Source organism: Citrobacter sp. Cb080 (assembly GCF_030334745.1).
GTDB classification, from domain to species: domain Bacteria; phylum Pseudomonadota; class Gammaproteobacteria; order Enterobacterales; family Enterobacteriaceae; genus Citrobacter; species Citrobacter braakii.
The window spans coordinates 197,866-210,009 of record NZ_JAOWDG010000078.1 but is presented as its reverse complement, the minus strand read 5'-3'; the positions used below and the strand labels follow the sequence as shown (position 1 = coordinate 210,009).

9 protein-coding genes are annotated in these 12,144 nt (G+C 55.9%); 7 read left to right on the top strand and 2 right to left on the bottom strand.

The window, feature by feature from the left end:
- Window positions 1-104 precede the first annotated feature (104 nt).
- Window positions 105-1,364: an L-rhamnose isomerase gene (rhaA, locus tag OGV38_RS18170; protein ID WP_016157888.1), complete on the bottom strand. Its 1,260-nt coding sequence runs from the start codon at window positions 1,362-1,364 to the stop codon at window positions 105-107.
- Window positions 1,361-2,830, bottom strand: a complete 1,470-nt coding sequence (gene rhaB / locus OGV38_RS18165; RefSeq protein WP_269519799.1) for a rhamnulokinase — start codon at window positions 2,828-2,830, stop codon at window positions 1,361-1,363. The genes rhaA and rhaB overlap by 4 nt, the downstream gene beginning before the upstream one ends.
- 300 nt (window positions 2,831-3,130) lie before the next feature.
- Here rhaB and rhaS point away from each other — a divergent pair, with 300 nt between their 5' ends.
- From rhaS to ptsP, 7 genes are all read left to right on the top strand, one after another.
- The gene (gene rhaS / locus OGV38_RS18160; protein WP_016157890.1) at window positions 3,131-3,979 is read left to right on the top strand and encodes an HTH-type transcriptional activator RhaS; all 849 of its coding nucleotides are present in this window, start codon (window positions 3,131-3,133) and stop codon (window positions 3,977-3,979) included.
- Between the two features lie 105 nt (window positions 3,980-4,084).
- A complete protein-coding gene (gene rhaR, locus OGV38_RS18155; protein ID WP_016157891.1) occupies window positions 4,085-4,933 on the top strand; it encodes an HTH-type transcriptional activator RhaR in 849 nt (282 codons plus the stop codon).
- A gap of 222 nt (window positions 4,934-5,155) precedes the next feature.
- Window positions 5,156-5,617, top strand: coding sequence for a hypothetical protein (locus tag OGV38_RS18150; RefSeq protein ID WP_137367534.1), 462 nt, complete (start codon window positions 5,156-5,158; stop codon window positions 5,615-5,617).
- Window positions 5,547-5,861 carry a PTS fructose transporter subunit IIB gene (locus OGV38_RS18145; RefSeq protein ID WP_047497535.1) on the top strand — a complete coding sequence of 105 codons (315 nt, stop codon included), beginning with the start codon at window positions 5,547-5,549 and terminating at the stop codon, window positions 5,859-5,861. Before OGV38_RS18150 ends, OGV38_RS18145 begins: the two co-directional genes overlap by 71 nt.
- Window positions 5,854-6,969 (top strand): PTS fructose transporter subunit IIC, encoded by a 1,116-nt coding sequence (locus OGV38_RS18140; protein WP_047415600.1) that lies wholly within the window; start codon window positions 5,854-5,856, stop codon window positions 6,967-6,969. The genes OGV38_RS18145 and OGV38_RS18140 overlap by 8 nt, the downstream gene beginning before the upstream one ends.
- 87 nt (window positions 6,970-7,056) lie before the next feature.
- Window positions 7,057-9,648: a glycoside hydrolase family 38 N-terminal domain-containing protein gene (locus OGV38_RS18135; RefSeq protein ID WP_286474331.1), complete on the top strand. Its 2,592-nt coding sequence runs from the start codon at window positions 7,057-7,059 to the stop codon at window positions 9,646-9,648.
- A gap of 4 nt (window positions 9,649-9,652) precedes the next feature.
- Window positions 9,653-12,142 carry a phosphoenolpyruvate--protein phosphotransferase gene (gene ptsP / locus OGV38_RS18130; protein ID WP_269519790.1) on the top strand — a complete coding sequence of 830 codons (2,490 nt, stop codon included), beginning with the start codon at window positions 9,653-9,655 and terminating at the stop codon, window positions 12,140-12,142.
- The last annotated feature ends 2 nt before the right edge of the window (window positions 12,143-12,144 follow it).

Here is a 12,144-nt window from a genome sequence, read left to right as displayed (position 1 = left end):
TCTTACGTAAGCCGGATAAGTGAAGATCCATCCGGCTTCGTGTTTCATTCATTGCCGGATAGCGACGTGGGCGTCTTATCCGGCCTGTAAGCCTGGTGTCACGGTTAGCTACGTTTGCTCAAAATCTCTTTCTCATAGGCGCGCACGCTGTCCAGCCACTGGCTTCCTGCTGGCGTGTCGTGACGCTGGCAATACATCTCCCAGACGGCCTGCCACGGCAGCGATTTTTGCTCTTCCAGCAGGGCCAGACGTGCGGTGTAGTCGCCGCTGGCTTCAAGCTGACGCAGTTGCTCGGTCGGTTCTAACAGCGCGCGCAGCAGGGCTTTTTTCATATTGCGAGTGCCGATAACCCACGCGGCGATGCGGTTAATAGAGGCGTCGAAGAAGTCGAGGCCGATGTGTACGCGGTCAAACAGGTTGTGGCGGACGATCTCGCTGGCAATCGCCTGCGTTTCATCATCCAGCAGCACCACGTGATCGCTGTCCCAGCGCACCGGACGGCTGACGTGCAGCAGCAGACGCGGTACGTACAGCATGGCGGCGGAGATTTTGTCGGAAATCACTTCAGTCGGATGGAAGTGACCCGCATCCAGGCACAGCGCGGTCTGACGGCTGGTGGCGTAACCCATATAGAACTCGTTGGAGCCCACGGTGTAGCTTTCGGCGCCGATGCCAAACAGCTTGCTCTCGACGGCGTCGATATGGTGCGCCGGGTCGAGTTTTTCGCTGATCACTTCATCCAGTGCTTCAAGCAGACGTTGGCGCGGCGCTAACCGGTCAACGGTAATGTCTTTCATGCCATCCGGGATCCAGATATTCATTACCGACGGCGTACCCAACTGCTCGCCAAAATACGCAGAGACGCGACGGCTGGCTTTACAGTGGTCAATCCAAAACTGGCGAATAGTGTCATCGGCGTGGGCCAGCGTGAAGCCGTCGGCGCTCAGCGGGTGAGAGAAGCAGGAGGGGTTGAAATCCAGCCCTAACTGGTTTGCTTTCGCCCACTCGACCCAGTTTTTAAAGTGTTCAGGTTTGATTTGGTCGCGGGCAACCGGCGTCTCAGATTCCAGATAGATCGCGTGCAAATTCAGACGTTTTGGACCTGGGATCAGGCTCAGCGCCTGCTCCAGATCGGCGCGCAGTTCGGTGGCGTTACGCGCTTTGCCCGGATAGTTGCCGGTGGCCTGAATACCGCCTGTGAGCGAGCCTTCCGGATTCTCGAAACCGGCGACATCATCGCCCTGCCAGCAGTGCATGGAGACCGGCAGACGATCGAGCTGGCGTAAGGCCGCCTCGACATCAATGCCTACCGCGGCGAAACGCAGTTTTGCCAGTTCCCAGGCTTGTTCAAGTTGAGTGGTCATGCGCAAAGCTCCTTTGTCTGTCGTAGTGATGGAAACTGCGCCTGGTAGCGGGCAATTTCACTTTCAGGATTTGGAATGAAGGTGGTCAGGTCGTAGTTGGCACGCACCACCTGACGGAAATCATCGATGTTGTTAAGCTCGTCCAGCGTCATCAACTGGATGCCAATATTGCCGAGCGTGGAGGCCTCAATCGGCCCGGACATCACGCGAATACCGCAGGCATCCGCGCATAGCTGGTTCAGTAGGGCGTTCTGGCAGCCGCCGCCAACGATGTGCAGTTGGCTAAATGCTGCACCACGCAGTTGTGCCAGCTCTTGCAGAATGTCAGCGTATAGCAATGCCAGGCTGTCGAAGATACAGCGCGCCAGTTCGGCGTTTTGCTGGGGAACGGGTTGACCCGATTCACGGCAGGCCGCCTGAATTTCCGCGCTCATATCGTCGGGGTTGATAAAGCGATCGTCGTTCGGGTTTATCAGGAATTGGCAGGCCGGCAGCGCTTGCGTTTGGGCAATAAGCGTTGGCAGGTCGGTAATCTGGCGCTCTTTTAAAACGCGCTGGAGCAGCCACAGTCCCATGATGTTTTTCAGTACGCGGTAGCGCCCTTCCGCGCCCCCTTCGTTGGTGATGTTCGCCGCCAGCGCCGCATCGTTGGTATACGGCGTTCTGCTCTCAAAGCCCATCAGCGACCAGGTACCGGAAGAGAGATACGCACTATTTTTATCGGCCAGCGGTGAAGCGATGACCGCGCTGGCGGTGTCGTGACTGGCGACGGCCACAACCGGAATTTGGTTTTTCTGCGGGCAAATCCAGTGACCAATGACGTTCCCCGGATGCGTCGGGCGACCAAACCAGGCTTTGTCTGCCCCGGTCCACGCCAGCAGCGTGTCATCCCAGTCGTCGGTGTTGATATTGACTAACTGGGTGGTGGTGGCGTTGGTGTATTCCCAGTTCAATTTGCCGGTCAGGCGAAAGCTGAAGTAGTCGGGGATCAGCAGGGCATGTGCCACCTGCGCAAGCAGTTCTGGCTGCTGTTCAACCAGCGCACGTAGCTGATACAAGGTGTTAAACGGCAGAAACTGAATGCCGCTACGGCGGTAGATTTCACCTTTACCTGGCTGCGCCATCGCCTGTGACATAATGCCGGTCGTGCGGCTGTCACGGTAAGAGACCGGCAGACCAACACGTTGGCCGGCGTTATCGATCAATACGTAATCCACGCCCCAGGTATCAATGCCAATGCTGTCTATCCGAATGCCTTCATCACAGACTTTTTTCAGGCCAAGGCGAATGTCGTTTTCCAGGCTGTCGATGTCCCAGGTGTCAAAACCGTCCGTTTTTTGCAGACAGTTAACGAAGCGGTGGATTTCACGCAGCGTCAGGGTGCGGTGTTTACTGTCGTAACGTGCGAGCATTACGCGCCCACTGGATGCGCCGAGATCGACAGCGACACAATGGCGAAAAGTCATGGCGAGGTCCTTCTGAGTTTTATTGCACTCAGTCTAAGAACCCCGAATAAAGCGTACCTTCTTGACAGTGACAGCCCCAATTAGCGGCTGGCAACATGGCAAAGGTGAACGTGATGTTGTTCACAGTTTCCACTAATAGCGCGGATTTTGGCGGATGTGACGCCTTCCGCATTTCCCGATCTTTCCCGCCATTTCTTGAAGAATTAACCGTGTTTACGCACTTTGGCGTCAAAAAATTAAGGTGAGGGTAGGAACCCTTAATTACTATTCAGCCATATTCGTTAATCAGGGGGAGCCGTCATGACCGTACTGCATTGCGTGGATTTTTTTCCGACAGGTAAAGCGCCTGTGGCTATTGAACCGCGGCTTCCTCAGCCCGCGTTTCCTGAACATCATCATGATTTTCATGAAATTGTGGTGGTCGAACATGGAACGGGGATCCATGTGTTCAACGGACAGCCTTACACCATCAGCGGCGGTACGGTGTGTTTCGTCCGCGATCATGACAGGCATTTATATGAACATACTGACAATCTGTGTCTGACCAATGTTTTGTATCGCTCTCCGGATGCGTTTCAATTTCTGGCCGGGCTGAATCAGCTTTTGCCTCAGGAACAAAATGGGCAGTATCCCTCCCACTGGCGCGTAAACCAGGGCGTACTGCAGCAGGTTCGTCACCTGGTGGGGCAGATGGAGACGCTCGGCGAGGAGATGGATACGCCCACGGCGGCAAATCGCGAGATCTTGTTTATGCAGTTGCTGGTACTGCTACGTAAAAGCAGCCTGATGGAAGCGGCGACCGATAACGATGCGCGGCTTAACCTTTTGATGGCATGGCTGGAGGATAACTTTGCCGAAGAGGTGTGTTGGGAGGCGCTGGCCGAGAAGTTTTCGCTCTCTTTACGCACTCTGCATCGCCAGCTTAAACAGCAAACAGGATTGACGCCGCAGCGCTACCTTAACCGTCTGCGACTGATTAAAGCCCGACATCTTCTCCGCCACAGTGATGACAGCGTGACTGATATCGCTTATCTCTGCGGTTTCGGTGACAGTAACCACTTTTCGACGCTTTTTCGCCGTGAGTTCGAGTGGTCGCCACGCGATATTCGTCAGGGGCGTGACCTTATAGCGGGAAGCAGCCTTCAGTAACGCGAAAGCTATCAACGTTTTTTACCGTCCGTTTGCTGATAATCATACCCTTTCATGCCGGATGCGCTGCGCTTATCCGGCAAGCGTACAGGTTGAGGTGATGTGATGGCGAATCATCTGGTTCTTTCGAAATCAGACTTTTTTGCGCATGAGCAGCAGGCTGTCGCCGTGGCCGATCGTTATCCGCAGGATGTCTTTGCTGAGCATACCCACGAGTTTTGCGAGCTGGTTCTGGTCTGGCGCGGCAATGGTCTGCATGTCCTTAACGATCGTCCGTACCGGATAACCCGTGGCGATCTGTTTTACATTCGCGCCGAAGATAAACACTCCTACACCTCCGTTAACGACCTTGTGTTGCAAAATATCATCTACTGCCCGGAGCGGTTAACGCTGAATGTTGACTGGCAAGGGGCGATCCCCGGATTTGACGGTACGCCAAGGCAGCCGCACTGGCGACTTGGCAGCGTTGGCATGACCCAGGCCAGACAGGTGATAAGCCAGCTTGAGCATGAAAGTAATCAGCGCGATGCGCAGGCCTTTACCATGGCTGAGCTGCTGTTTGGTCAACTGGTAACTCACCTTAAACGTCATCGTTATGCCACGGATACGCTCCCGGCGACGTCAAGTGAAACGCTGCTGGATAAACTGATCACCGCGTTAGCCGGTAGCCATGAGCATGCGTTCGAACTGGATACGTTTTGCGAGCGTGAACGGTGCAGCGAACGCGTTTTGCGCCAGCAGTTCCGTAGCCAGACCGGGATGACTATCAACCATTACCTGCGGCAACTGCGCATTTGCCATGCTCAGTACCTGTTATCGCATACTGAAAAGCTGATTGGTGAAGTTGCTATGCAGTGCGGTTTTGAAGACAGTAACTATTTTTCGGTGGTATTTAACCGCGAAGTCGGGATGACGCCAGGGCAATGGCGCCATCGTAGTCGGGTGACACCATAATATATAAATGTGGTTAATATATTGCAGTGGCGTTTTGATACATATTCAGACTAAATCAGACATAATTAGTGAATGCTCTGTGCAATAAATCACAGTTGCTCTTTTATTTTTGTTTTATTCTCAGCAAACTTATTTATCGGAGTAACGTTTGTGTTGACCAACTCTATAATCATCAAAAGTCTGCTTTTAATTTTGCTATCTTGCGATCGCAAAATTAAACGTATGCTTGATTATTTTTGCTGGTTTAATTCCGTTAACGATCTGGCTGAAAATGATATCGCCGAGCAGGAGTGTATGGATACGCAAATGGCGCGCGAATGGTCCAGCCTGTGGGACTGCGCCAGCGAAGCTATCGGCGCGAGCGTACGTCAACGCTGTCATCGTCCTGCTCGTTTTGGCCTGCATTTCCCGCAGGCGCTGCTGTGCCGTCGCAAACGTGATGAGCTGGCCTTCAGTTTCCGTATCTCCAGCCTGCACCAACTGTTAGTTTGCCGCCATGCCAGCGGCGCTGACGGTGAAAGCCAGGTTTATCAATTTGTTAGTCCTACACAAAGCACAATGCGCACTTTCGCCATTGTGCTTTTTTTATTGCCTGAATCTACGAGGAATCATTATGTACATTGTTTGTGTTGCAGCTTGTCCGACCGGCGTTGCTCATACCTACATGGCTGCGGAATCGCTTGAAATCACGGGGAAAAACCGTGGGCATGAAGTCAAAGTGGAAACGCAGGGGAGCATTGGCGCTGAGAATGAAATTATGCCAGAGGATCTGGCGCGCGCTGACGCGGTCATCATTGCTGCCGACGTTGCGATTAGCGGGAAAGAGCGTTTTGATGGCATGGTGAAGCTCGAATGCAGCGTCTCTGATCCCATCAAATTTGGCGATGCGGTGTTTGAAGCAGTAGAGCAGGAGGTTGCAAATGGCTAAGTTTCAGGGGGGAGACAAACCGTCTACCGGGATAGAGGTCAAGAACGCCATTATGACCGGCGTTTCATGGATGCTGCCGTTTGTCATTGCTGGAGCGGTGCTAATGGGGATCGCCCGTATCGGCGCTTCTCTCTACGGTATTGATAACATCTGGGATGCCAGCTACGAGCAGGCCGGCATGGTGGTGCAGTTGCTGCACAAATTTGATGGTTTCGGCGGGCTGGCGCTGTCCCTGATGTTGCCGGTGGTGGCCGGCTATATCAGCTTTGCGCTGGCGAACAAACCGGGTCTTGCGCCGGGGATGATTGGCGGACTGCTGGCGAGTAACCTGGGAACGGGTTTTCTCGGCGCGCTGGCGGCCGGTTTTGTCGCGGGCTATATCGTTCGCGCCCTGAACCGCTACATCAAATTGCCGAAGGCGCTCTCCTCTGCTGTGCCTATTTTCATTCTGCCAGTCGGCGGTACGCTGCTGACCTGCGTGGTGATGGCATTTATTATCGGTACGCCGCTGGCGGCGTTGAATCACGGCATGGAAAGCTGGCTGTTATCCATGTCCGGCACGAACAAAGTGCTGCTGGCGGCGGTCATTGGCGGCATGGTTGGGTTTGATCTCGGCGGCCCGATTAACAAGGCGGCGGTGACGACGGCAATGGCGTTACTGGCCTCCGGTATTTATGACCCAAACACCGCCGCGCAGGTGGCGATTATCGTGCCGCCAATTGGTCTGGGTGTCGCTACGCTGCTGTGGTCGTCACGCTTCCCGGAATCCCTGCGTGAGGCGGGTAAAGCCTCTACGTTGATGGGGCTGATTGGTGTTTCTGAAGGCGCCATTCCGTTTGCGCTGTCAAATCCAAGAATTATTGTCGTCAACGTGATTGGCTCGGCGGTGGGGGCGGCGATGGCGGTAGGATTAGGGGCGGTAAACCATGCGCCGATCTCCGGTTTTTACGGCTGGCTGGCGGTAGAAAAATGGCCGATTTATGTGCTCTCAATTGTCTGCGGCTCGGCGATTATCGCCTGCGGCTCACTGTTGATATTCCGTGGCCCGACAGCCACGCCTGAGGTGAGAAAAGAGACGGTGGCGCCGAAATTTAAAGCCAGCCGTTAGACGTACTACTGAATTAATATTTCCCTATGTTTAGCGCGGGTAAATATCCGTGCGGGTTACCTACGCCTTAAAACAGGAATAAACGAAATGAAAACGGTTCATTTAATTCAGCATACGCACTGGGATCGTGAATGGTATTTTACGGAGAATGATTGCCAGGCTCTGCTTTATTATTTTATGGCAGATCTTATCCAACATCTTGAAGCGGATGAATCATTAGGTCCATTTATGCTTGATGGCCAAACGGTGGTGCTGGAGGATTATTTCCAACTGGCACCAGAAAACCGCGAACGCGTGCAGGCGCTGGTGAAAGCCGGACGTTTGTTAATCGGTCCCTGGTATACACAGACCGATTTTTTGGTGGTTGGCGCTGAGTCCATCACCCGCAATCTGCTGCTGGGGCAGGCTGACTGTGACGAGATGGGGCCGAGAATGGCGGTCGGTTATGTGCCGGACTCGTTTGGCCAGAGCGCACAGTTGCCCATGTTCCTTAATCAGTTTGCCATCGACCACGCGATTATCTGGCGCGGCTGGAGCGAGTACGACACGCCGTTTACCGAGTTCCGCTGGCGAAGCCAGGGGGGCAGCGTTGTGACGACGGCAGTATTACCGCAGGGTTATGGGTGTGCTAAGTGGTTGCCGACGGATGCCAACCAGGCCTGGCCGCGCCTCTCTGCGGTTATGGAAAAGCAGGCGGCATTTAGCCGCAGTACGCAGCTACTACTGCCGAACGGTAACGATCAGTCACCGTTTGAGTACGGCGTTCCGGCAATGCTCGACACGCTGAACCAGGAACAAACGGCGTACCGCTTTATTCGCAGCGACTTTAGCCGTTACTTTGCCGCGCTGGCGGATACGCCGCTGGCGATCTTTGAGGGCGAACTGCTAAGCCCGAAATATATGCGTATCCATCGCGGTATTTTTTCTACCCGCATGGATATTAAACAGGCCAACGTCCGGCTGGAGAACTTCGTCAGCCGTCAGCTAGAACCGTTGCTGAGTATGGCCTGGACGCTGGGGTTGCCCTATCCGCAGCGTGCCATTGAGACAATATGGCGCGAGGCGATGAAATCCCACGCTCACGATAGTATCGGTGGGTGTAACGCCGATCGCGTGAATGCAATGGTTAAGGCGCGTTTGCTCTCGGGTCAGGAAAAAGCCGAGCGCCTGTACGAGCTGAATATGCAGATGTTGGCAAACGGCATTACGGCGCAGCAACAGGGTAAAAAAATCATCGTCTTTAACGCGCTGCCGTCGGTGCGCGATGGCCTGGTGGCGCTGACGCTCTACCTACCCGGTGAGGCGTTCCGCATTGTTGACGAGCAGGGACAACCCTGTCGCTGGCAGATTATGCGTGAGACATCGCAAGATATGTCCGTCATTGTTCAGGAACTGTCCAATAGCCCCGATCCCGTCTTCTATCGGCGGTGCGATATTTTACTGGAGGTCGCATCGCTCCCCGCCTGCGGCTATACCACCCTGTATCTGCAAGATGAGTGCGCCCCCGGATTTGCTGTGCCGTCCTCGACAGAAGAGGCGCTGGAGAACTCGTGGTTACGCCTGACGCTGGAAGGCGAACAGGTTGTTCTGGTCGATAAGCGCAGCGGTAAGCGCTGGGAGAACCTTATTCAACTGGTGGACGGCGGCGATGCCGGTGACACCTATAACTATTCTCCACCAGAGGATGACTGGCGCGTTACCGGCGCAGGGGCGCTGCTTCACGCCGACTGGCAGCGCGGCCCGCTGGTGGACACGTTGTCGCTAAGCTGGTCTATCGCAGCACCGCACACGCTGGCCGACAGGCAGGAGCACCGTTGTAATGCACGACTGGATGTCAGCATGGTGGTCATGCTGGATCACCAGCGCCCGACGCTGGACCTCCAGGTTAGCGTCAACAACACCTTGTACGATCATCGTTTACAGGTGGAAATTCCTGCTGATGTCTTTACCGATGTCCATTTTGCCGATCAACCGTTTGGTCTGATTCGTCGCGCCAACCGACCGGCCACGCTGGATGTCTGGCAGCAGGAAAATTGGGGTGAAGCCCCGGCATCGCTGTGGCCAATGCAAAGTCTGGTAATGATGCATGATGGCAAGCAGGGCATCAGTGTGGTGACGGATGGGCTGCGAGAATATGAAATTCCCGCAGAACGCCCATCGGTTATCGCCATTACGCTACTACGTAGCGTGGGTTGGCTGGGACGTGCCGGTATGCCGTGGCGTCCGGGACGCGCATCCGGTATGGCGTTGCCTTCCCCAGACTCACAGATCCCAGGCGAATTTAGCGCCCGCTTCGCGCTCATCCCGTTGTGCGATGGTGAAAGCCCGAACTTCTGGCGTGAAGTCGAAGCCTGGCGCACACCGCCAGTTGGCTGGCTGGATTCCGGCTGGGCGCGTTTTAAAACTAATCCACACGCGCTGACATTCCCGACAGCCTACAGCCTGCTGCACTGGGAGACACCACTCCATTTCAGCACCTTGAAAAAAGCGCAACGTGAAGATGCGCTGATTTTACGCGGCTGGAACCCCGGCTCGCAGCCGCAGATCAGCTCAACGCCGGTCGCTGATGCGACAGTGTGCGAAGTTACGCTGGCGGAAAAATCGCTGAACTCATCGCATGAAACGATACCGGCCTGCACGCCGATCTCATGGCGTATTACGCCTGCAGCCAGAGGATAATATTGTGTTAAACATTCGTTTTACCTGCCCGTTGCCAAATGGCCTACATGCCCGCCCCGCCAGTGCGTTAGAGCAGCGCGTCAGCGCATTTCAGGCTCGCGTTCAAATAGGCAATCTGCGTAACCAGCGTCAGGCCGATGCCCGTAGCGTGTTGGCGATGATTGGGACCGATATTTTGTATCAGGACCCGTGTGAACTGGTGATTGAGGGCGAGGATGAATCTGCCGCGCATCAGGCGCTGACTCAGTTTGTGAGGCAAGAGTTTGCCGCGTGTGATGAACCCGTTGCCCGGACGCCGGAACGGGTGGAGCAACCTCTGCCGGTTTTTCTGGCGCAGACCCGTGCGGAGTGGGTGCGCGGTAACGGCGTGAGCGCTGGGCTGGCGCAAGGGGTGGCAATGCATCTGGGCGTGCCGGATCTGTATCAATTGGCAGAACAAGAGGCGGTGGCGGCGCCGGCTGTACAGCGAGCCGCGCTGACGGCGGCACTTGAGCAAGTACGCCGCGAGCTGCACGACGCATTACCGCATACGCAGGGAGAAGCCGCGTCGGTGCTACAGGCTCATGTCAAACTGCTGGACGATGCGCTCTTCGAAACCTCGCTACTTACCGACCGTACAGCGCGCAATGCGCTGGCAGCACTGGCGCTGGCGCTGGATGAACTGAGCGCGCCGCTGCGCGAAAGTCGCAGCGTCTACCTACAACAGCGGGTGCTGGATGTACAGGATTTGGGCCTGCGTCTGGCGGCGCATCTCACCGCGCAGCCGCTGATGCCGCAAACGGCATTGTCGCAAGACACCATCGTTATCAGTCCGGTTCCCATAACGCCAGGCCAGTTTCTGGCGCTGCGCGGTCCGCATCTGAAAGGTGTGGTGATGGGCGCGGGCGGGGAAACATCACATACCGTCATTCTGGCGCGATCGTTTGGGGTTCCGCTGCTGAGCGTAGAGGCGGCGGAAGCGGGGCATATTCGCGGTGGTGAAGCGCTGCTGCTCGACACTCGCCACGGGGTGGTGGTGGTGTCGCCGGATGAGCAGGCTCTGCGGTGGTATCAACTGGAAGAGGACAAACGTCAGCGCCTTGAAGCGCGTTTACAGCCGCTTATTCAACGCCCTGGGGCGACGCAGGAGGGCGAACGGGTGACGGTGCTGGCGAATATCGCGCTGGCTGCGGAAGTGGAAGCGGCATTTGCCGCCGGGGCGGAGGGGATTGGTCTGTTCCGCACTGAAATGCTGTTCTGCGAACGAGCCGCGCCGCCTGACGAGGAGGAGCAGTACCAGGCCTATCGTCACGTGCTGGAACAGGCGCGGGGGCGTAAAGTGGTGATCCGTACGCTGGATATTGGTGGTGATAAACCCTGTGACTATCTGGCGATGCCGCCGGAGGAAAACCCGTTTCTTGGCTGGCGCGGCATCCGCCTGTATCCCGAATTTATGTCGATTTTCCGTCCTCAGATACGTGCGCTACTGCGTGCCAGCGCCGTCGGACCGTTGCACATTATGGCGCCGATGGTGACTACGCTTGCTGAGGTGAAGTGGCTGCGTGAACAGTTCCAGCAAACAGCGGCGCAACTGCTGGCCGAGGGGGCGGCGGTTGGGCAGTGGTCGCTGGGTATTATGGCGGAAGTGCCATCAGTGCTTTATCTGCTGGAGAAAGCCGCTGCGTATATCGACTTTGTTTCGATTGGCAGCAACGACCTGACGCAATACTTCCTGGCCTGCGACCGGGGCAACGCGCAGGTTCGACATCTCTACAATTATTTTGACCCCGCGTTTTTACAGTTACTGAAGGAGATGACGGCGCGCGCGCAGCGGGCCGGTATTGAGATCAGCCTGTGCGGCGAGATGGGCGGCGACCCGTCGGCGCTGGCGCTACTGTTGGGCGTTGGTTTACGACAGATCAGCATGTCCTCAAGCCGTATTGCGCCAGCAAAGGCGCGCTTAATGACCTTAACCCTCGCGCACAGCGAGCAGACGCTGGAACGGGCATTAGCCTGTGAAAGTGGTCAGGACGTGGCGGTACTACTTTCGCAAGAGGTGGCGGCGCAAGCAAAACCCGTGTTTGATCCCGCCCTGATCCTGCTCGATCGGGCGATTACCCGTAAAGCGGAGGCGATTAAGGTCCTCACCGATAATCTTGAGGTCGAACAGCGGGTCTTTTCCGGCTCAGCCGTTGAAGAGGCTATTTGGCAGCGTGAGGCGATTTTCTCTACCGCATTAGGATTTGCAATTGCGCTTCCTCACTGCAAATCGGCGGCGGTCGCGCACAGTAGCGTGTCGGTGATGCGTTTGAGTGAGCCGCTGGCGTGGAGCGACGAGGTGGATGTCTCGCTGGTTATCATGCTGACGGTGAGCGAGCAGGAGAAGGGCGATCATATGAAAATCTTCTCCCGTCTGGCGCGTAAGTTGATGCATGTGGAGTTCCGTGAGCAGTTGCTTGGCAGCATGTCGCCGCAGGATGTCGCCGTGCATCTGGCACAGGAAATGGCGGGATAAAT